Annotated in this window: 12 protein-coding genes, 3 tRNA genes, 3 rRNA genes and 1 other annotated feature; of the genes, 6 read left to right on the top strand and 12 right to left on the bottom strand. The window is 46.4% G+C overall.

Annotated features, from left to right (window positions below; translation table 11 throughout):
• The first annotated feature begins 30 nt into the window (after window positions 1-30).
• On the top strand, window positions 31-1,440 hold the full coding sequence (trhP, locus tag EAE30_RS15490) for a prephenate-dependent tRNA uridine(34) hydroxylase TrhP (protein WP_123016725.1): 1,410 nt from the start codon (window positions 31-33) through the stop codon (window positions 1,438-1,440).
• A 2-nt stretch (window positions 1,441-1,442) separates the two neighbouring features.
• The gene (locus tag EAE30_RS15495; RefSeq protein ID WP_123016726.1) at window positions 1,443-1,697 is read left to right on the top strand and encodes a YfhL family 4Fe-4S dicluster ferredoxin; all 255 of its coding nucleotides are present in this window, start codon (window positions 1,443-1,445) and stop codon (window positions 1,695-1,697) included.
• Window positions 1,698-1,793: 96 nt separating this feature from the next.
• Here EAE30_RS15495 and nfsA read toward each other — a convergent pair whose 3' ends face one another.
• From nfsA to rluD, 10 genes are all read right to left on the bottom strand, one after another.
• On the bottom strand, window positions 1,794-2,516 hold the full coding sequence (gene nfsA / locus EAE30_RS15500) for an oxygen-insensitive NADPH nitroreductase (protein ID WP_123016727.1): 723 nt from the start codon (window positions 2,514-2,516) through the stop codon (window positions 1,794-1,796).
• Between the two features lie 889 nt (window positions 2,517-3,405).
• A tRNA-Trp gene (locus EAE30_RS15505) sits at window positions 3,406-3,482 on the bottom strand.
• An 8-nt stretch (window positions 3,483-3,490) separates the two neighbouring features.
• Window positions 3,491-3,567: transfer RNA gene (locus EAE30_RS15510), tRNA-Asp, on the bottom strand.
• Between the two features lie 94 nt (window positions 3,568-3,661).
• Window positions 3,662-3,777: ribosomal RNA gene (gene rrf, locus EAE30_RS15515) — 5S ribosomal RNA — on the bottom strand.
• Between the two features lie 131 nt (window positions 3,778-3,908).
• Window positions 3,909-6,798, bottom strand: a 23S ribosomal RNA gene (locus EAE30_RS15520).
• Window positions 6,799-7,150: 352 nt separating this feature from the next.
• Window positions 7,151-7,226: transfer RNA gene (locus EAE30_RS15525), tRNA-Glu, on the bottom strand.
• Between the two features lie 106 nt (window positions 7,227-7,332).
• Window positions 7,333-8,878: ribosomal RNA gene (locus tag EAE30_RS15530) — 16S ribosomal RNA — on the bottom strand.
• Together the 16S, 23S and 5S rRNA genes with 3 tRNA genes alongside form the textbook arrangement of a ribosomal RNA operon.
• A gap of 553 nt (window positions 8,879-9,431) precedes the next feature.
• The gene (gene clpB / locus EAE30_RS15535; protein WP_123016728.1) at window positions 9,432-12,005 is read right to left on the bottom strand and encodes an ATP-dependent chaperone ClpB; all 2,574 of its coding nucleotides are present in this window, start codon (window positions 12,003-12,005) and stop codon (window positions 9,432-9,434) included.
• 106 nt (window positions 12,006-12,111) lie between these two features.
• Window positions 12,112-12,837: a peptidoglycan editing factor PgeF gene (pgeF, locus tag EAE30_RS15540; protein WP_123016729.1), complete on the bottom strand. Its 726-nt coding sequence runs from the start codon at window positions 12,835-12,837 to the stop codon at window positions 12,112-12,114.
• Window positions 12,838-12,841: 4 nt separating this feature from the next.
• Window positions 12,842-13,816: a 23S rRNA pseudouridine(1911/1915/1917) synthase RluD gene (gene rluD, locus EAE30_RS15545; RefSeq protein WP_123016730.1), complete on the bottom strand. Its 975-nt coding sequence runs from the start codon at window positions 13,814-13,816 to the stop codon at window positions 12,842-12,844.
• Between the two features lie 154 nt (window positions 13,817-13,970).
• Here rluD and bamD point away from each other — a divergent pair, with 154 nt between their 5' ends.
• From bamD to yjjX, 4 genes are all read left to right on the top strand, one after another.
• The gene (gene bamD / locus EAE30_RS15550; protein ID WP_123016731.1) at window positions 13,971-14,699 is read left to right on the top strand and encodes an outer membrane protein assembly factor BamD; all 729 of its coding nucleotides are present in this window, start codon (window positions 13,971-13,973) and stop codon (window positions 14,697-14,699) included.
• 356 nt (window positions 14,700-15,055) lie between these two features.
• Window positions 15,056-15,379 (top strand): ribosome hibernation-promoting factor, HPF/YfiA family, encoded by a 324-nt coding sequence (hpf, locus tag EAE30_RS15555; RefSeq protein ID WP_123016732.1) that lies wholly within the window; start codon window positions 15,056-15,058, stop codon window positions 15,377-15,379.
• A gap of 109 nt (window positions 15,380-15,488) precedes the next feature.
• Window positions 15,489-15,608, top strand: a sequence feature (Phe leader region).
• Between the two features lie 15 nt (window positions 15,609-15,623).
• Window positions 15,624-16,799: a prephenate dehydratase gene (gene pheA, locus EAE30_RS15560; RefSeq protein WP_123016733.1), complete on the top strand. Its 1,176-nt coding sequence runs from the start codon at window positions 15,624-15,626 to the stop codon at window positions 16,797-16,799.
• A 10-nt stretch (window positions 16,800-16,809) separates the two neighbouring features.
• Window positions 16,810-17,337, top strand: coding sequence for an inosine/xanthosine triphosphatase (gene yjjX / locus EAE30_RS15565; protein ID WP_123016734.1), 528 nt, complete (start codon window positions 16,810-16,812; stop codon window positions 17,335-17,337).
• Window positions 17,338-17,425: 88 nt separating this feature from the next.
• Here the strand turns inward: yjjX and trpR are convergent, their stop codons facing one another.
• Both trpR and sltY read right to left on the bottom strand, forming a co-directional pair.
• Window positions 17,426-17,722: a trp operon repressor gene (gene trpR / locus EAE30_RS15570; protein ID WP_123016735.1), complete on the bottom strand. Its 297-nt coding sequence runs from the start codon at window positions 17,720-17,722 to the stop codon at window positions 17,426-17,428.
• 54 nt (window positions 17,723-17,776) lie between these two features.
• On the bottom strand, window positions 17,777-19,723 hold the full coding sequence (sltY, locus tag EAE30_RS15575; protein WP_123016736.1) for a murein transglycosylase: 1,947 nt from the start codon (window positions 19,721-19,723) through the stop codon (window positions 17,777-17,779).
• Between the last annotated feature and the right edge of the window lie 262 nt (window positions 19,724-19,985).

The raw sequence follows: 19,985 nt of genomic DNA on the forward strand, positions 1-19,985 counted from the left end.
CTGACTTGAAATCAGATTGAGAACAAAATCATGACAACACCTAGCACTTTCGTTCCTGAATTGCTATCACCTGCGGGTAGCCTTAAGAACATGCGTTATGCCTTTGCCTATGGCGCAGATGCCGTTTATGCCGGTCAACCTCGTTATAGCCTGCGCGTTCGTAATAATGAGTTTAACCACGAAAACCTACAAATTGGTATCGACGAAGCTCATGCCCAAGGCAAAAAATTCTATGTCGTTTGTAATATTCAACCGCACAACTCGAAACTCAAGACATTTATTCGCGATTTAAAACCCGTGGTTGATATGGGCCCTGATGCGCTGATCATGTCTGACCCTGGGCTTATCATGATGGTGCGTGAAGCCTTCCCTGAGATGACCATTCATCTCTCCGTACAGGCCAATGCGGTGAACTGGGCAACGGTAAAATTTTGGGCGGCGAATGGTGTAGAACGCGTCATTGTGTCTCGTGAGCTGTCATTGGAAGAGATCGAAGAAATTCGTGAGAACTGCCCAGATACCGAAATTGAGGTGTTTGTACACGGTGCGTTATGTATGGCCTACTCAGGTCGCTGCCTATTGTCTGGTTACATGAATAAGCGCGATCCGAACCAAGGCACTTGTACCAATGCCTGCCGTTGGGAATACAAAGTTGAAAAAGGCACTGAAAACGAGTCCGGTCAAATTGTCGAAGCCTTTGATCCGAAAAAAGAGGCAGACACTCAAGCGATTGAAGTGCAAAGTGAACGACCAGATTCTGCGATTGGTCTCGGTAAGCCAACCGATGAGGTCGTGCTGTTATCAGAAAGCCACAAGCCGGATGAAAAGATGGCAGCTTATGAAGATGAGCATGGTACTTATATCATGAACTCTAAGGATCTTAGAGCGATTCAGCACGTCGAACGTATGACCAAAATGGGGATTCACTCATTAAAAATTGAAGGTCGAACTAAATCATTTTATTACTGCGCTCGAACAGCACAAGTCTATCGTAAAGCCATTGATGATGCTGTCGCAGGTAAACCGTTCGATGAATCGCTAATGACCACGCTCGAGAGCTTAGCACACCGTGGTTACACCGAAGGGTTCTTGCGTCGTCATACACATGATACCTACCAAAACTACGAATATGGTTACTCCGTGTCTGATACACAACAGTTTGTTGGTGAATTTACGGGTAAACGTCGTGGCGAGCTGGCTGAAGTGGAAGTGAAGAATAAATTCCTCGTGGGCGACAGTCTTGAACTGATGACCCCCAAAGGCAATGTCGTGTTTACCCTTGAAATGATGGAAAACCGTAAGAGCCAAGCGGTCGATGATGCCAAAGGGAATGGTCATTTTGTCTTTATTCCCGTCCCCGAAGATATGGATTTAAGCTATGCATTATTAATGCGTAACCTTAGCGGTGGCCAAGATACTCGTAATCCAACAGGAAAATAAGTATGGCACTCTTGATTACGGGGAAATGCACAAACTGTGATATGTGTGAACCTGAATGTCCGAATGGCGCTATTTATTTAGGTGATGAGATTTATGAAATCGACCCTGACCTCTGCACAGAATGTAAAGGCCACTATGATGTGCCGACATGTCAATCAGTCTGCCCTATCAATAAGTGCATCGTTACTGATCCCAATCATGTAGAGACAGAAGAACAACTGCTCGAAAAGTTTGTTGTTATTCAAGGTCTTGCTTAAAAAGTTACCCAATAAAAAAACCTGACTTCGGTCAGGTTTTTTTATCCTCATCGGCAATAAGAGGCCATGTCATAATGACTCTCGTATTTGACGGTGTTATTTTTTATTGAGGCCTTTACTGTGCAAGTAGTCTTGCATATAAGGACGAGCTTCTTTACTCAAGGTCTGCGTAATTTGCTCAGACCATCCTTGATGCTTAGCATTGCTGGAGCGTGCAGCATAGTAATCGAGCATGGTTTGATCATATTCAGCGATCGCTTGATGATCTAAAGGCTGATAATGGTCTTCGTGAACGACAACGCTCGCCGATAAACGAGGTTTTTTCTCTGGATCTTGATCTGGATGACCTAAGCACATGCCAAATAATGTCGCGGTGTGTTCAGGTAGGCCGAGAAGCTCATCAACACGTGCAGGATCGTTACGTAATCCGCCAATGTAAACACCTCCCAATCCCATCGATTCAGCAGCTAGCAGACAATTCTGCGCCATGATCCCAGCATCGACAGCACCAATAAGAGTCAACTCAGTGTATTCGGACTTAACTTGATCACTAATCTCATGATGGCGTTGGTAATCAATGAAGAACACCAAAAATTCAGCTGCCGCTTCAATCCATGGTTGAGGACCAGCAAGTTCAGCTAATGCCTTACGCTTGGCAGGATCCGTCACACGTACGATAGAGACGGTTTGTAATAAGCTAGACGTCGAGGCTGCTAAGCCACTTTCAATAATCGCATCCAACTGTTCTTTCGTGATCGGTTGATCTTTAAAGGCTCGAATAGAACGGTGGGCTTGAATAGTATTCACCACTGAATTCATAATAGCTCCTATGTTGCTGTACCAATAATCTGCGCAATCTAACTATTTTTGTGATGTAGATCGTTATCATTAGAGTAACAGCTAAACAAGCTCGCTTCGAGAAGATTTTTGAATGTGCATTCAAATGACTTAATCTTTACAACACTCTGCCACGTCGCTCAGCAGAGCACGTACAAAAAAGCCCCAGTCTTGCGACTGAGGCTGATTGATATGGCAGGGGTGGAGAGATTCGAACGCCCAACACGCGCTGTTTTATGGAAAGCGAATCCGCTGCGCTTTTCTGCAACTCAATCGATGATAACCAACACACAAAAAAGCCTCAGTCTTTCGACTGAGGCTTATTGATATGGCAGGGGTGGAGAGATTCGAACTCCCAACACGCGCTGTTTTATGGAAAGCGAATCCGCTGCGCTTTTCTGCAACTCAATCGATGATAACCAACACACAAAAAAACCTCAGTCTTGCGACTGAGGCTCATTGATATGGCTGGGGTGGAGAGATTCGAACGCCCAACACGCGCTGTTTTATGGAAAGCGAATCCGCTGCGCTTTTCTGCAACTCAATCGATGATAACCAACAAACAAAAAAGCCTCAGTCTTGCGACCGAGGCTCATTGATATGGCAGGGGTGGAGAGATTCGAACTCCCAACACGCGCTGTTTTGTGGAAAGCGAATCCGCTGCGCTTTCCCATCACTTAATCAATACTAAACAACAAACAAAAAAGCCTCAGTCTTGCGACTGAGGCTTATTGATATGGCAGGGGTGGAGAGAGTCGAATCCCAACACGCGCTGTTTTATGGAAAGCGAATCCGCTGCTCTTCCCATCTCTGAATCAATACTAAACAACAAACAAAAAAGCCTCAGTCTTGCGACTGAGGCTCATTGATATGGCAGGGGTGGAGAGATTCGAACTCCCAACACGCGGATTTGGAATCCGCTGCTCTGCCAATTGGAGCTACACCCCTAAAATAAATGGCGGAACGGACGGGATTCGAACCCGCGACCCCCGGCGTGACAGGCCGGTATTCTAACCAGCTGAACTACCGCTCCGCTATGTTCAGTATCTAAAGACAAGTCTTACTTAAATAACGCTTTATCTTTAGTTCTGTCTTGAGAGTTGTTATCTCTTAAGACAAGGATTAAAGCTTGGCGATGACCTACTCTCACATGGGGAAACCCCACACTACCATCGGCGCTATTTCGTTTCACTTCTGAGTTCGGCATGGGATCAGGTGGGGCCAAAATGCTATGGTCGCCAAGCAAATTCTTTTATGACTACCGCTCACGCGATACTCATGCAATCTGGAAAGCTGTTTTTTTGGCTTCTACAAAGCCGTTCTCACACACTCAAGTACTCTATTGAGTCCGTTACAAAACCTTTTTGGTGTTGTATGGTTAAGCCTCACGGGCGATTAGTACAGGTTAGCTCAACGCCTCACAACGCTTACACACCCTGCCTATCAACGTTCTAGTCTCGAACAACCCTTTAGGACGCTTAAAGCGCCAGGGAGAACTCATCTCAAGGCTCGCTTCCCGCTTAGATGCTTTCAGCGGTTATCGATCCCGAACTTAGCTACCGGGCAATGCGCCTGGCGACACAACCCGAACACCAGAGGTTCGTCCACTCCGGTCCTCTCGTACTAGGAGCAGCCCCTTTCAATTCTCCAACGCCCACGGCAGATAGGGACCGAACTGTCTCACGACGTTCTAAACCCAGCTCGCGTACCACTTTAAATGGCGAACAGCCATACCCTTGGGACCGACTTCAGCCCCAGGATGTGATGAGCCGACATCGAGGTGCCAAACACCGCCGTCGATATGAACTCTTGGGCGGTATCAGCCTGTTATCCCCGGAGTACCTTTTATCCGTTGAGCGATGGCCCTTCCATTCAGAACCACCGGATCACTATGACCTGCTTTCGCACCTGCTCGAATTGTCATTCTCGCAGTTAAGCGGGCTTATGCCATTGCACTAACCTCACGATGTCCAACCGTGATTAGCCCACCTTCGTGCTCCTCCGTTACTCTTTGGGAGGAGACCGCCCCAGTCAAACTACCCACCAGGCACTGTCCTCATTCCCGATAAGGGAACCAAGTTAGAACATCAAAACTACAAGGGTGGTATTTCAAGGACGGCTCCATACAAACTAGCGTCTGCATATCAAAGCCTCCCACCTATCCTACACATGTAGGTTCAATGTTCAGTGCCAAGCTGTAGTAAAGGTTCACGGGGTCTTTCCGTCTAGCCGCGGGTACACTGCATCTTCACAGCGATTTCAATTTCACTGAGTCTCGGGTGGAGACAGCGTGGCCATCATTACGCCATTCGTGCAGGTCGGAACTTACCCGACAAGGAATTTCGCTACCTTAGGACCGTTATAGTTACGGCCGCCGTTTACCGGGGCTTCGATCAAGAGCGTCGACCGAAGTCTAACCCCATCAATTAACCTTCCGGCACCGGGCAGGCGTCACACCGTATACGTCATCTTACGATTTTGCACAGTGCTGTGTTTTTAATAAACAGTTGCAGCCACCTGGTATCTGCGACTCTTTTCGGCTCCAAGAGCGAGTCTCTTCACCTATATAGAGCGTACCTTCTCCCGAAGTTACGGTACCATTTTGCCTAGTTCCTTCACCCGAGTTCTCTCAAGCGCCTTGGTATTCTCTACCCGACCACCTGTGTCGGTTTGGGGTACGATTCCTTACAATCTGAAGCTTAGAGGCTTTTCCTGGAAGCATGGCATCAATGACTTCACACCCTTAGGTGCTCGACGTCGTGTCTCAGCCTTGAGTATCCGGATTTACCTAAATACTCAGCCTACGCACTTGAACCTGGACAACCATCGCCAGGCCCACCTAGCCTTCTCCGTCCCCCCATCGCAATTGTAAGAAGTACGGGAATATTAACCCGTTTCCCATCGACTACGCTTTTCAGCCTCGCCTTAGGGGTCGACTTACCCTGCCCCGATTAACGTTGGACAGGAACCCTTGGTCTTCCGGCGTGGGGGTTTTTCACCCCCATTATCGTTACTCATGTCAGCATTCGCACTTCTGATACCTCCAGCAGACTTCTCAATCCACCTTCAACGGCTTACAGAACGCTCCCCTACCCAATACGATAAATCGCATTGCCGCAGCTTCGGTTTATTACTTAGCCCCGTTACATCTTCCGCGCAGGCCGACTCGACTAGTGAGCTATTACGCTTTCTTTAAATGATGGCTGCTTCTAAGCCAACATCCTAGCTGTCTGAGCCTTCCCACATCGTTTCCCACTTAGTAATAATTTGGGACCTTAGCTGGCGGTCTGGGTTGTTTCCCTCTCCACGACGGACGTTAGCACCCGCCGTGTGTCTCCCGGATAGTACTTACTGGTATTCGGAGTTTGCAAAGAGTTGGTAAGTCGGGATGACCCCCTAGTCTTAACAGTGCTCTACCCCCAGTAGTATTCGTCCGAGGCGCTACCTAAATAGCTTTCGGGGAGAACCAGCTATCTCCGAGTTTGATTGGCCTTTCACCCCTAGCCACAAGTCATCCGCTAATTTTTCAACATTAGTCGGTTCGGTCCTCCAATTGATGTTACTCAATCTTCAACCTGCCCATGGCTAGATCACTCGGTTTCGGGTCTATATCCAGAGACTGTGCGCCCAGTTAAGACTCGGTTTCCCTACGGCTCCCCTAAACGGTTAACCTTGCCACTGAATATAAGTCGCTGACCCATTATACAAAAGGTACGCAGTCACCCCATAAAAGAGGCTCCTACTGCTTGTACGTACACGGTTTCAGGTTCTATTTCACTCCCCTCACAGGGGTTCTTTTCGCCTTTCCCTCACGGTACTGGTTCACTATCGGTCAGTCAGGAGTATTTAGCCTTGGAGGATGGTCCCCCCATATTCAGACAGGATATCACGTGTCCCGCCTTACTCGATTTCACCATAAATACGTTGCCGGTTACGGGGCTATCACCCTGTATCGCGTGCCTTTCCAGACACTTCACCTGACGCATAAATGGCTTAAGGGCTAATCCGGTTTCGCTCGCCGCTACTTCCAGAATCTCGGTTGATTTCTTTTCCTCGGGGTACTTAGATGTTTCAGTTCTCCCGGTTCGCCTCATTAACCTATGTATTCAGTTAATGATACCTGCTTATGCAGGTGGGTTTCCCCATTCGGACATCGTAGACTCAAGTGGCTCTTACTGCCTCATCTACGCTTATCGCAAGTTAGTACGTCCTTCATCGCCTCTGACTGCCAAGGCATCCACCGTGTACGCTTAGTCACTTAACCATACAACCCAAAAAAGTTTTGGATTGATGAATCAAATCACCAAAGTTTGTCTGCATAACTCTTTGCTTTCACTTTGAAAAGTGAAGACAAAAAGGACATGTTGCAGACTCGATATTGCCGGACTCAATTTTGAATATTCACTGAAAAACAGTGAATCCAAGAACACTTGAATGTGTTTTTGTTTATTTCGTCTAGAACACTAGATGAAATAATTGAGAACTTTTACAAATACTCTTCTAAAAGAGTATTTTGTCAGCTTTCCAAATTGTTAAAGAGCAATGTGTCTTTTCTTTACTAATTACTAGCAAATGAAAACACCATTTTTAAGAGCACAAACTGATGCACTTAAAAATGGTATCCCGTAGGGGAGTCGAACCCCTGTTACCGCCGTGAAAGGGCGGTGTCCTAGGCCTCTAGACGAACGGGACACAATAGTTTCTCGCCATCAAAGGAGGGCAGAGGAGTTAACGCGGTGCTCTCTATAACTAAACCGTATCAATCTGTGTGAACACTCATCGCAATAATCATTCGTAGTAAGGAGGTGATCCAGCGCCAGGTTCCCCTAGCGCTACCTTGTTACGACTTCACCCCAGTCATGAACCACAAAGTGGCAAGCGCCCCCCCCCGAAGGTTAAACTACCTGCTTCTTTTGCAGCCCACTCCCATGGTGTGACGGGCGGTGTGTACAAGGCCCGGGAACGTATTCACCGTGGCATTCTGATCCACGATTACTAGCGATTCCGACTTCATGGAGTCGAGTTGCAGACTCCAATCCGGACTACGACGCACTTTTTGGGATTCGCTCACTTTCGCAAGTTGGCTGCCCTCTGTATGCGCCATTGTAGCACGTGTGTAGCCCTACTCGTAAGGGCCATGATGACTTGACGTCGTCCCCACCTTCCTCCGGTTTATCACCGGCAGTCTCCCTGAAGTTCCCACCCGAAGTGCTGGCAATCAAGGATAAGGGTTGCGCTCGTTGCGGGACTTAACCCAACATTTCACAACACGAGCTGACGACAGCCATGCAGCACCTGTCTCAGAGTTCCCGAAGGCACCAATCCATCTCTGGAAAGTTCTCTGGATGTCAAGAGTAGGTAAGGTTCTTCGCGTTGCATCGAATTAAACCACATGCTCCACCGCTTGTGCGGGCCCCCGTCAATTCATTTGAGTTTTAATCTTGCGACCGTACTCCCCAGGCGGTCTACTTAACGCGTTAGCTCCGAAAGCCACGGCTCAAGGCCACAACCTCCAAGTAGACATCGTTTACGGCGTGGACTACCAGGGTATCTAATCCTGTTTGCTCCCCACGCTTTCGCATCTGAGTGTCAGTATCTGTCCAGGGGGCCGCCTTCGCCACTGGTATTCCTTCAGATCTCTACGCATTTCACCGCTACACCTGAAATTCTACCCCCCTCTACAGTACTCTAGCCTGCCAGTTTCAAATGCTATTCCGAGGTTAAGCCTCGGGCTTTCACATCTGACTTAACAGACCACCTGCATGCGCTTTACGCCCAGTAATTCCGATTAACGCTCGCACCCTCCGTATTACCGCGGCTGCTGGCACGGAGTTAGCCGGTGCTTCTTCTGCAGCTAACGTCAAGAATGGTGTCTATTAAACATCACCCCTTCCTCACTGCTGAAAGTACTTTACAACCCGAAGGCCTTCTTCATACACGCGGCATGGCTGCATCAGGCTTGCGCCCATTGTGCAATATTCCCCACTGCTGCCTCCCGTAGGAGTTTGGGCCGTGTCTCAGTCCCAATGTGGCTGATCATCCTCTCAGACCAGCTAGAGATCGTCGCCTTGGTGAGCTCTTACCTCACCAACAAGCTAATCTCACCTGGGCATATCTTGACGCGAGAGGCCCGAAGGTCCCCCTCTTTGGCCCGAAGGCATTATGCGGTATTAGCCATCGTTTCCAATGGTTATCCCCCACATCAAGGCAATTTCCCAGGCATTACTCACCCGTCCGCCGCTCGTCAGCAAAGAAAGCAAGCTTTCTTTCTGTTACCGCTCGACTTGCATGTGTTAGGCCTGCCGCCAGCGTTCAATCTGAGCCATGATCAAACTCTTCAATTAAAGTTTTTTGTGGCTCAATGAATACTGACTTCAAAACTAAAATTCATCCGAAGATGAACGTAATTTTAAAGCTATTACTATTCCAACAGAATAGTAATGAATTGACTGTGCCAAGATTAACTCGGTTAATCTCGATTGGTCACTCAGTTCATTGAAACCAATTGTGCTTCCTAAGAAGCTATTGATTATCATCAACGAGTGCCCACACAGATTGATAGGTTTAAATTGTTAAAGAGCTTCGCTTTTTGATTTTATCTCAAAGCGGACGGCCATTTTAGCGATTAGTCTTTTCAAGTCAACCACTTTTTTCATTTAATTTCTTAAACTTAATTGCCGCTTGTTGTGAGCAAGATACTTACGTATGCCTGACAACGGAATCAAATTATAGGCACTTTCTGACAGTTCGCAATAGCTAATTTGCACAAAACCAGACAATTCAGCTCAACCGCTCAATTATGCAGCTACCTGGCGATTAAAAGTACAAAAAAAACCCAGATAGCACGGTCACTATCTGGGTTTATCTTTTTATATTGTCTCAACAATAGAATATCGATTATTGATTGACTGTGATATGCCCATCTTTTACACCAATCATAATAGGCTCACCGGGCAGCAGTTCACCCGCTAACATCGATTTCGCTAATGGGTTTTCAACGTACTGCTGAATCGCCCGTTTCAGTGGGCGAGCACCGTATACCGGATCGAAGCCTATTTCAGCAATAAACGATAACGCTTCGTCATTCACATGAAACTCATAGTCTTTTTCTAACAGGCGATCTCGTAAACGTTGCAGCTGAATCGAAGCAATCGAACGAATCTGTTCTTGGCCCAGTGGATGGAAAACCACACTTTCATCTACGCGGTTCAAAAACTCTGGCCTAAAGTGTTGCGCGACCACTTCCATGACCTGATCTTTCATTCCTTGGTAATCAACCGTATGGAATTGCTCTTGGATGCGTTCTGATCCCAAATTCGATGTCATGATGACGACGGTATTACGAAAGTCGACGGTACGACCCTGTCCATCGGTTAAGCGTCCATCGTCCAGCACCTGCAATAAAATATTAAACACATCCGGATGGGCTTTTTCGACTTCATCTAACAAAATGACCGAGTAAGGTTTACGTCTTACCGCCTCAGTTAAATAGCCACCTTCTTCATAACCAACATAACCTGGAGGAGCACCGACTAATCTTGCGACGGAATGTTTCTCCATAAATTCCGACATATCGATACGTACCATCGCGTTCTCGCTATCGAACATAAAGTTCGCTAACGTTTTACACAATTCGGTTTTACCCACCCCTGTCGGGCCAAGGAACAAAAACGACCCAATCGGTCGGTTAGGATCCGATAACCCTGCTCGACTACGACGAATTGCGTTGGCAACCACATCCACGGCTTCAACTTGCCCGATCACTCGCTCATGCAATACGGTTTCCATGCTCAGCAGTTTGACTTTTTCCGCTTCCAGCATTTTTGATACAGGAATCCCTGTTTGTCGTGACAGCACTTCGGCAATTTCCGCTTCCGTGACTTTGTTTCGTAACAATGTCATCTCTTGCATTTCTGCTTGTGTTGCTAAATCGAGCTGCTTTTCTAATTCAGGAATGCGCCCGTATTGCAATTCAGACATCCGACTTAAGTCACCCGCACGTCGTGCCATTTCAATATCTAAACGCGCCTGCTCTAATTCGGCTTTAATATGCTGAGTACCTTGAAGGGCTGCTTTTTCCGTTTTCCAGATTTCATCAAGCTCCGCATATTCTCGCCCTTTCTCTGTGAGTTCCTCATTGAGGATCCCTAGGCGTTTTTCACTCGCATCATCATGCTCGTTCGTCAGTGCTTGCTGCTCGATCTTAAGTTGAATGATACGTCGTTCTAACTTATCCAGCGATTCAGGCTTTGAATCAATTTGCAGACGAATACTGGATGCAGCTTCATCAATCAAATCAATCGCTTTATCAGGAAGTTGACGATCAGAGATATAGCGGTTCGATAACGCAGCGGCGGCCACGATGGCAGGATCAGTAATTTCTACATGATGATGCAGCTCATAGCGTTCTTTTAATCCACGTAAAATAGCAACGGTATCTTCAACGGTTGGCTCGTCCACCAGCACTTTTTGGAAACGACGCTCTAGTGCCGGGTCCTTTTCAATGTATTGACGATATTCATCCAACGTTGTCGCGCCGACACAATGCAGTTCACCACGAGCCAGAGCGGGTTTCAGCATGTTTCCCGCATCCATTGAGCCTTCGCCTTTGCCCGCACCGACCATAGTGTGCAATTCATCGATAAATAAAATGACGTTGCCTTCTTCTTTGGCCAACTCATTCAATACCGATTTTAAACGCTCTTCAAATTCACCGCGGTATTTTGCGCCCGCGACCAACGACCCCATATCCAGCGCTAATACCCGCCGACCACGTAAGCCTTCAGGCACTTCGTTGTTAATGATTCGTTCGGCAAGCCCCTCGACAATCGCCGTTTTACCGACCCCTGGCTGACCAATAATCACTGGGTTGTTTTTCGTACGACGCTGAAGAACTTGAATGATACGGCGGATTTCATCGTCTCGCCCAATCACAGGGTCTAACTTACCTTGTTCCGCTCGTTCGGTGAGATCAATGGTGTATTTTTCGAGCGCTTGTCTCAGTTCTTCCGCATTGGGATCATTCACCGTCTGTCCACCGCGAATGCTTTCTATCGCTTCACTGACTTTTTTCTCGGTCAAACCAAATTCTTTTAATAGTTTCCCGAGCGGTCCACGGTCTTCGATGGCGGCGAGTAAAAAGATTTCCGACGAAATGTAGGCATCTTTTCGTTTTTGAGCGACTTTGTCGCACATATTAAAGAGTGAGCCTAAATGATTAGAGAGCTGAACGTCTCCACCAATACCGCTCACCTTAGGTAAATGATCAAGTATTTCTCCGAGCTTAGAACGAAGCTGCATGGCATCCACTTCAAGCATCGTCAATAAAGGACGAACTGGACTGCCATTTTGATCCATTAATGCCACCATTAAATGGACAGGCTCAATATATTGGTGATCGCGGCCTAGTGCTAACGACTGAGCATCAGATATCGCTACTTGAAATTTACTTGTGAATCTATCAAGGCGCATAACAACCTTCCTAACCTCAAAATGAGTAAAATTGACTACGTTAGGAAAATGGTATCCATAGGTTCAAATTTCAAGGTCAGAACATGAGTTTAATTGCACATTGCGATTACGGCTGGATCCAGATGAAACTGGCTTGTCTTCCGGTCACGCCATCACGACGATAGGAATAAAACTGTTTGGGGTGTTGGTAGGTACACAGCTTGCAAGAATATACGCCATCAACGCCTAAAGCGTGCAAGCGAATACGAGTTATTGCTTCCATATCAGCAAGCCACTTACCATTTTCTTGAGGCAGGAACGCTTGCTGCGTTTGCTCATGGACATGAGTAAAGGCCTCGACCACATCGTCGCCGACCTCAAATTTATCGGGGCCAATCGCTGGGCCTAACCACACGAGCGCTTCACCATGAATTTGCGCCAAGGCATTTTCAATGATGCCGCCAGCCAATCCTCGCCATCCCGCATGAACGGCCGCGACTTGAGTTCCCGACGTATTGGTAATCAATACAGGCAGACAATCCGCCGTCATCACCGTGCAAACAACATGGGGAAGCGCGGTACAAATCCCATCCGCATCAAGCGTATCTAACTGCGGTGATTCCGCTCTCAACACTCGAGTTGAATGGGTTTGATTTAACCAAATCGGTGGCGCAGGCATCGCGAATGTCTGAGCTATCGACGCGCGGTTATTCTCTACATCAGTCACATTATCCCCAACATGAGCCCCTAAGTTTAAACCTTGGTATTGCCCTTGTGAGACACCACCAACCCGCGTGGAAGAAAACGCTTTGATTGACTTTGGTGCAGGCCAGTTGGGAATAATATGATGCATAGTATTAGTACTCTTCAGCGCGATGTTGTTTTGCGTCTAAACGCAGGGCATCCGCCATTTCTACCATATCATCAGGGACTGGAGCGTGAAATTCCAATGTTTCTTTGGTTATGGGATGGTCAAATCGCAACATCACCGCATGCAAAGCTTGGCGATCAAACGCTCGAATGGCTTCCGCCAACTCTTCTGTTGCCCCTTTCGGTATACGGGCGCGACCACCGTAGGCCTGATCACCTAATAACGGATGCTGTATGTAAGACATATGCACACGAATTTGGTGAGTACGACCCGTTTCCAAGCGCAAACGAATACGCGTGTGTTCACGGAAGTGCTCCGCGACTCGGTAGTGAGTCACCGCTGGACGTCCAGAAATGGTGACCGCCATCAGGGTCCGTTTGGTCGAATGGCGTCCAATCGGTTTATCCACATGGCCACCACCTGTCATGGTACCAATAGCAATGGCTTCGTACTCACGCGTAATGTTGCGTTTTTGCAGTGCCCGAACCAGACGTGTTTGCGCTGGTACTGTTTTCGCCACCACCATTAAACCGGTCGTATCTTTATCAAGACGATGCACAATTCCCGCACGCGGAACCTCAGCAATTTGAGGGTAATGATACAATAATGCATTGAGAACAGTGCCATCAGGCGTACCAGCGCCTGGGTGAACCACAAAATCTCGAGGTTTATTGATCACGATAATGTCGTCATCTTCATAAACAATATTTAAAGGAATATTTTGCGCTTCCCAACGCTCCTCGTCTTCCAGTTCAGCTTGAACAGTGATAACTTCACCGCCTAAGACTTTCACTCTGGGTTTTGTGACGACGTTACCGTCAACAGAAATTTTTCCGTCAACTAGCCATTCTTTCAGGCGAGTACGAGAAAAATCGGTGAATAGCTCAGCCACAGCTTGGTCTAAACGCTGACCTAGCTGTTGCTCTTTTACTGTTTGGGTTAATTCAATCTGTTGCGCCATATCGAACTTTTTCAAAAACCTTGGGACTAATGCCACTAGTATGGATAATATATAACGCCATTGTATCTGTTACTGCCTAGAAAGTAACGTCACGTTTTCGGAGCTACGGCTCTTAAGTTAAAGAAGCACTAATTTCAAGGAAGCATCTCCTGACATGAAATACCAGACTATCGCAGGCTTACTGACACTCACACTGTTATACGGCTGTTCAAGCAGCGACAAAGTAGTGCCTGATGTACCTCCTTCACAACTTTATTCAGAGTCTCAGGAGTCACTACAATCAGGGAACTGGCAGACTGCCATTAAAAAACTCGAAGCACTTGATTCTCGCTATCCGTTTGGTGCTTACTCAAAGCAAGTTCAGCTGAATCTTATCTATGTGTATTATAAAAGCGACGATTATGCGATGGCATTAGCCACCAGCGAACGTTTTATCCGCTTAAATCCAACACATCCGCAAATTGACTGGGTGTTGTATATGCGCGGTCTCACTTATATGGCGCAAGATCAGAACTTTGTCCAAGAATTTGTTGGAATCGATCGCAGTGATCGTGATCCAGAACCAGCAAAATCGGCGTTTGCTGACTTTAAAAAACTCTTGAAACGTTACCCAAATAGTCAGTATGCGAAAGATACCAAAAAGCGCATGGAATACCTCAAACACCGCATTGCCGATTACGATCTGGCCACCGCGGATTTCTATTTACGTCGCAAAGCTTGGATAGCCGCGATTAATCGTGCGCAAGAAATTCAGAAAACCTATCCTGATACGCAAGCTGCACGTAAATCCATTCCGATAGAATTAAAGGCTTACCAAGCCTTAGGATTAGAGAAACCGATTGAACGTACCAAACAATTGATGAAACTCAATCCGGTCCGCTGAGCAACCAAAAACAAAAAAGCCGCATCAAACGATGCGGCTTTTTCATTAATATAGCCGGATAATCAGTGCATTGCACCACTGCTTATCCGGCCACATTGATTTGCACTACCTTATTTTAAAACGAAAAAAACCGCTAAAATGCCGAGTATTTTTAGTTTCAATCCTTCCAATGTAACGTGCTGGAAAAGAATCTCAAGGTTTTTCTCAACATTTTCCTTTCACTCCTTGCGACAGATCACGTTGATTTTTAAACTCACAAATCTCCTACAATAAAGTGACTTTGATCAAACATTTCATTCTGATTATGCTGCATTCTGAAGTTAACCCATAAGGGATACAACAAAAGGAAGGGCACTATGAAATTGAATATTACAGGTAAAAATATCGACGTTACCTCTGCCATCCGCAATCATATTGAAAGCAAATTTAAAAAACTGGAAAAATGGCAAGTGGACTTGATCAGCTGCCAAGCCACCTTCAGTGAAGAGCCCAACAAGCAGAAAAAATTTGAAGCCAGTATTAGTGTTCCCAAAGGTCAGTTAACCGCATCCGCTGTACATGAAGATTTGTATGTCGCCATCAATGAAGTTGAACAAAAACTTGGCCGACAGTTGAATAAATACAGTCACAAACACGAAGCGAAGCGAGGCGTTTCCCCAACTCCGATTGAAGAAGAGTAATCCATTCCACGAATAGCGCCTACGGGCGCTATTTTTTTGCTTGACGCTAGCCCTGCCCTTGCTTATTGTAAAATCATCTCGACGTTATCGATAAACACATCACAAACGATATGACACAACGACTGTTCTTTTTTGACTTCTTTGTACTCTGTTGAATAACGGAGGCATGCTCGTTGGCATAAAAGTCAAAAACGAACAGAAAGCCTCCCTAACAGGGAGGCTTTTTTATAAGGACAATACTGTTATGACAGACACTTCACTGAGCCTTGATGAGATTAGGCTGCGCCTTAATGAGCTTGATGACCAACTGCTTTCTTTGCTTTCTCAACGACGTGCACTTAGCATTGAAGTGGCTAAGAGTAAAATCAGCACCAAAAAGCCCGTTAGGGATGCCAAACGCGAACAACAGTTGCTGGTTAAGTTAATCAATTCAGGGAAAGAGCATTACAATCTCGATGCTCAATACATTACTAAACTGTTCCATACCATTATTGAAGATTCGGTTCTCCTACAACAAACCTACTTACAAGATCTGGCTAATCCCCAAGATACAACTCAGCATGCGCGCGTTGCCTTTTTAGGCTCAAAAGGGTCTTACTCTCACCTTGCTACTCGCGATTACTTTAGCCGTAAACATACCGAACTTACTGAAATCAATTGTCATCAATTTCGAGACATTACCGATACCGTTGAAGCCGGCCAAGCCGATTTCGGTGTGCTTCCTATCGAAAATACCAGCTCGGGATCGATTAATGAAGTGTATGATTTACTGCAACACACCACGTTATATATCGTTGGTGAAATCACCTATCCGATCGAACATAGCTTGTTAACCCGTCGTGAGGTGCCTCTCGAATCCATTCGTGAACTCTACTCGCACCCGCAACCTCACCAACAATGCAGTGAATTCTTACGTCACTTGAAAGATGTCGAACTCAGAAGCTGCCTAAGTACCGCGGATGCAATGAAAACGGTACAGTCATTAGACCGTGATGATGTTGCCGCCATTGGCAGTGCCGCGAGCGGTAAACTGTATGGATTGCAGCCTATTCAAACCCATATCTCGAATCAAAGTGAAAATTACACTCGCTTTATTGTGGTCGCACGTAAACCGGTCGATGTTTCTTTGCAAATTCCAGCGAAAACCACCTTAATCATGTCCACCAAGCAAGAAGTGGGCTCGCTGGTCTCTTCACTACTCGTGCTACAACGCTATGGCATTAATATGACCAAATTGGAATCGAGACCCATCATGGGTAACCCATGGGAAGAGATGTTCTACGTCGATTTACAAGCCCACCTTGATTCCCCTGAGATGCAACAAGCGTTGGTTGAGTTAACGGCGTTGACAACCCATCTCAAAGTTTTAGGATCCTATCCTATCGAAAATGTGAAACCGACTGCCATCCAATTACGTTAAAGGAACGCTCATGCCATCCGTTGTTATCGCGTCACTCAATCCTGCAAAAATTAATGCTGTCAAAAGCGCGTTTGAATTGATATTTCCACAACACACTTTTCAATTTAATGGTGTGGATGTGCCCTCTGGCGTCGCAGACCAGCCCATGAGTAATAATGAGACTTACCATGGGGCTAAAAATCGTGTCAATAATGCGAAACAAGCGGTGCAAGGGGCGGATTATTATGTCGGAATCGAAGCAGGTATCGAGGGCAATGCGACCTTCGCGTGGATTGTGATTGAATCAGAAGAGCAACAAGGTGAGTCTCGCTCAGCAAGCTTAGCGCTGCCACCACGTGTGCTAGCGAAACTCGCCAACGCTCATGAGCTCGGTAATGTAATGGATGAGGTTTTTGCCACTGATAACATTAAACAGAAAGGCGGGGCCATTGGTCTACTGACTCAGAATCACTTAACCCGCAGTTCGGTTTACCATCAAGCATTAATTCTCGCTTTGGTTCCTTTCCTTAATTCAGACCATTACCCAGCGATACTGTAACCCCCGGTACTCACCAATGAGTGAGTACGGCATCAAAAACAACGCGCTTATGAGTGACTCACAAGCGCGTTTTCATGACCGCCAGCCTTTACTTTGTCAACAGCAAGGTTTCTAACGATGCCTTTTGTTCTTCAGAACGCGACTTTAACTCGTTAGAACCACGAGTAATGGTAGCGATACCGACCCCTAGCATCTGGCTGATTTGACGCTGTGAAATGTCACCCTTAATTAACTCACATAAGATATTCACACGAGCAATCAAGGCATCACGCTCATCAGCCGTCATTAACATCGTCAATAACATTTCATGCTGATCATTTTTTGTGGCGTTTTTGAATAACGTCATCAATTGTTGCCATTCTTGATATTCGGGTTGCTGTGACATAACTGTACTCGTCAAGTGATACACCCAGCCATTTTAGAGGACTCGCAAAAAGAATCAATATTTTGCTTTCATCTCTTGGTGACGTAAAAACGCTTTAGGTGCCTGTGCTAAGCGACGATAGTAGTTTTCAAACATCAAAATATTTTGAACATAGCCGCGCGTTTCCTTAAATGGAATCGCCTCAATAAAAGCAAACGGCCCTAAGCGTTGCTGAGTATCATCACGCCAACGCGTTACCCGACTGGGACCTGCGTTGTAGGCTGCCAGCGCTAAAATACGATTGTTGTCATAGCGCTGCATTAGGCTTTCAAAATACCGGCTGCCAATCTCAATATTTTTCCCTACATCATAAAGTTGTTTCGCATTGGAGTAATCCAACTGATATTTAGAGGCGGTATGCCGTGCCGTCGCTGGCATAATTTGCATGATACCTCGCGCACCTACGGGCGAATGCGCTTCACTGTCTAATGCGCTTTCTTGTCGTGCCACCGACATCAAAGTAAAGGGTTCTATATTGTTCTTTTCACCATAGAACTCGAACCACCATTGGTGCGCTAAAGGAAAACGCAACTCGATATAATCCCATAGTTTCGCGGAGATTGTCGCGCTAACAGTAAGATGATACCAATGCTGTTTTAACGCATAGGCTGCAAGCATGGTTTTCGTTTTCTGCGGAACACGCATGAGCAACCATGACCATTCACTTTTAGCGGCTGCAATTTTATCGCGTTGGATCAGTTCATCAATCCGTGTCAGGGTCGCCTGATGATCTTTAACGGCGGCCGATTGGTACTTGAGCGTACTGGTAGGGTACGTCACCGGCTTATTTAATAACTTAGCCGCCGCAACACTATAAAAATCACGTTTTCCTAACAGGGTTTGCAAGTGCTTCTTCGCCTTTGCTTGATCTCCTAATAACATATCACTACGCGCCTGCCAGAACTGCCAGCGCAGGGTTTTCTGTGACGATTTAGGTAAGAGAGAAATCCACGCTTTCACGCCTTTCCAATCCGCATGACGAATCGCAAAGCGAATCCGTTGACCGATAAGCCCAACATCTTGGCTATGCGAAATGACGCGATCCCGCCACTGAATCAGCTCACGATCATCACTATCGAGAAGCTGCGCCGCAATCACTGATGCCAGCGCCTGGGCTTGCTCCTTAGACCAAATGGACATCGCTTTGCCTTGCTCAAGTTCCTGTTTGGCTTGTTCAGGATCGCGTATTGCTAATTTCTTCAATGCCAATGTCAGCACCTGTACTCGATGCGGTAAATCCGGTAACCGCTTTGCCACCGCTATCGCATTTTCAGGATCGTCATATAGCTCACTGACGGCTTGACCTGCAGTTTGCCAATCTGGTGTTGATAATTGCGGGATCAAATACTGCATTAGCTGAGGCTGATGCGCTTTAAAAGCCAAAATAATGCGTTGATAAACTAGTTCATCGGTCCGAAGTCCAGACTTCGTCCATTGCTCAAACAGACCATCACACGCATCAGAGATACTTTGTCCACTCAACCATAACTTTTTCGCACCTGCCATCGCTGCTTGTGTCTGTCCAGTTTTCAACTTGGCGTAATAGTAGTGACAGCGATAAGTTTGCCCTGATGGCTCATCGGTTTGAAAGGCTAAAAACGTTTTCCATTTCTTCTGATCCGCTAAAGCAGACAAATAAGGCGCACTGATCCGCCGAGAAAACGGAAATTCGCGATGACTGTCGATAAACGCCCGTACTGTGACAGGAGATTTGTCGCCGATATCAACGAGCAAAGATCGATAATCTAAGTAAGGGGTGAGTGGATAACCCACCAGTTGGTTACGAATGCGTTTAAATTTGCTCACCTGATCATTGTCTAACCAGTCCTGTGCTTGTTCATAGAGCTCACGTTGTTTGTCCAAAGACGGCTGAGCGTAGGCGTTTACGCTCGCCACTGAATTCATCATAAAAAGTGAAAATACAACCCACACTTTTCGTTTTACTGGCGGATATAACGTCATGAGTTAAAGTTCCTACTCCATGCTTGCTGTGGACTGTTCATTACGCAAACTATCAAGGCAAATGTAAACCAGTTGGATGTAAACTTGATGTTAGTAATCAGACAACTCCTCATTTTCTGTCATTTAATCAAGCGTGTTCACAGATTTACATAATGTAACTTGAGCATTTCGTTAACAGGGAAAAACCGATTCTCCCGGTAACAAAACACCGATGATTAGTATAGAATGACGGTTTTCATTTCAAAGAGTAGGGACGATCGGC

This window comes from Vibrio zhugei, from assembly GCF_003716875.1.
GTDB lineage: Bacteria > Pseudomonadota > Gammaproteobacteria > Enterobacterales > Vibrionaceae > Vibrio > Vibrio zhugei.